Consider the following 1,483-nt stretch of genomic DNA (forward strand, 5'->3'; position numbering starts at 1 on the left):
CACTATCAAATTGACAGTTTATTTAAGAATACCTTGCCGCATATTTATTAACTCCTTGTATAATACTGAATCTAATTATATTCCTTAACCCTTTATTTGTCAAGCTGACAAACTAAAGCAGAAAAAGCGGCAGGATTTCCCCCTGCCACTAATCATCTGTTTATGCAAAAATAATTTCCTTTTCCACAATCTCCCTCGCACAAGCCCTTATGTTATTGAGGCATCCTGTCCATTCTAAGGCGTTTTCTGCCTTTAGCTGTTCCGTTATGCCCTGTGCCTGTTTCATACCCTCTATGAGCCTTTCAAAGCGTTCCTGTGCCTGTCTGTTGATGTCGGCAAGGTAGGCGTTTAGCCTGCCGCTTGTAAGAAGATTGGTGTATGTAACTTTACGGTACTGTTTTAGATAATCTAAATGCCGTTGCCCCCAGATGCCTATTGCCTGTTCTTCTTCGGCGGGTACAGTTAAGCACGGTATCAAATAATCCCCTTGCCTTTCGTATTTGCCGCCCAGTTCCTCAAATAATGATTTTGCCATTGTCTGTTACCTCCACATTCTTTTTTATTTTGAATGTCCGCAAAATCCGTCCTACATCAGATGGTTTCCAACCAATATCCAAATGATGCAGGGCAATCAAACGGTCCTATAGTGATAGATAATCCTTTGATGTTATCGCCAGACTTTCCCCCACTTCACACCGGACATGAGAGTTTCCCCTCATCCGGCGTTCCATCATCAGTAACTTCTACTTTTTAACATCGTAACTTACAGTTCCTTATCAAGTGCTTTTATATATCAGTCGCCTTACTTCCATAACATTCCCGATAACCACATAATATACCACATAATTCCTCACATAAATCCGATAATATGGATACTCTCTCCTTTTTGCAGAACGATAAGGTTCAAACGCAAGAGGATTTTCCAGCCTTTTCAATATGGCACTTTCAATATCATCAACCAACCGATGTGCTGCATCTTCATTTTTCAAGACATTTGTAATGTAATTTACCGTACTTAGCAAATCAGTTTCAAATATTGGCAAGTAGCGAAGCTGATAAGATTTATTTTCCATGTATTGCACTCCTTGCATTTTTGAACACGCTTTCGTGAGAAAGTCTTTCATCGGTTCCCGCAGCCTGCCTGTCAGCTTCATCAAGCTTCATTTCAATATTAGCTGTGAGACTTGCATACTCTTCTAAGCTTAGAACAACCATAGCGCCATATCCATTTTTAGTTAAATACACAGGATTCCCACTATTAACAAGAGTCTCAATTTCAGGAAATTTATTTCTAAGATCAGAAACTGGGCGAATTTGTATCATTTCCACCTCTCCTTTCGCATTTTACTATCTTTATTTTATCCTAATTTTATCGCAATTGCAATAAACAGCAACACATTTCTCATAAATTCTACCATCCGCTTATACTGCGTACTCATCAGTCATAACTATTTCTCTCAATATAATATTTTGCCGCTTCCTG

Annotated in this window: 3 protein-coding genes; all 3 read right to left on the minus strand. The window is 39.0% G+C overall.

The annotated features are described in order from the left end of the window. Positions 1-160: 160 nt before the first annotated feature. The gene (locus PGW42_RS15760; RefSeq protein ID WP_001129922.1) at positions 161-535 is read right to left on the minus strand and encodes a TnpV protein; all 375 of its coding nucleotides are present in this window, start codon (positions 533-535) and stop codon (positions 161-163) included. Between the two features lie 241 nt (positions 536-776). Next, positions 777-1,073 (minus strand): type II toxin-antitoxin system RelE/ParE family toxin, encoded by a 297-nt coding sequence (locus PGW42_RS15765; protein ID WP_008375511.1) that lies wholly within the window; start codon positions 1,071-1,073, stop codon positions 777-779. Further along, positions 1,063-1,323 (minus strand): type II toxin-antitoxin system Phd/YefM family antitoxin, encoded by a 261-nt coding sequence (locus tag PGW42_RS15770; RefSeq protein ID WP_270204092.1) that lies wholly within the window; start codon positions 1,321-1,323, stop codon positions 1,063-1,065. Before PGW42_RS15770 ends, PGW42_RS15765 begins: the two co-directional genes overlap by 11 nt. Positions 1,324-1,483: the final 160 nt, after the last annotated feature.

Origin of the sequence: Coprococcus sp. TM115-187, assembly GCF_027679115.1 — a bacterium.
In the GTDB taxonomy this organism is placed as follows: domain Bacteria; phylum Bacillota; class Clostridia; order Lachnospirales; family Lachnospiraceae; genus Allocoprococcus; species Allocoprococcus comes.

Coding starts and splice junctions, on each gene's coding strand:
- PGW42_RS15760 (WP_001129922.1), bottom strand. CDS start 535: ATGGCAAAATCATTATTTGAGGAACTGGGCGGCAAATACGAAAGGCAA.
- PGW42_RS15765 (WP_008375511.1), bottom strand. CDS start 1,073: ATGGAAAATAAATCTTATCAGCTTCGCTACTTGCCAATATTTGAAACT.
- PGW42_RS15770 (WP_270204092.1), bottom strand. CDS start 1,323: ATGATACAAATTCGCCCAGTTTCTGATCTTAGAAATAAATTTCCTGAA.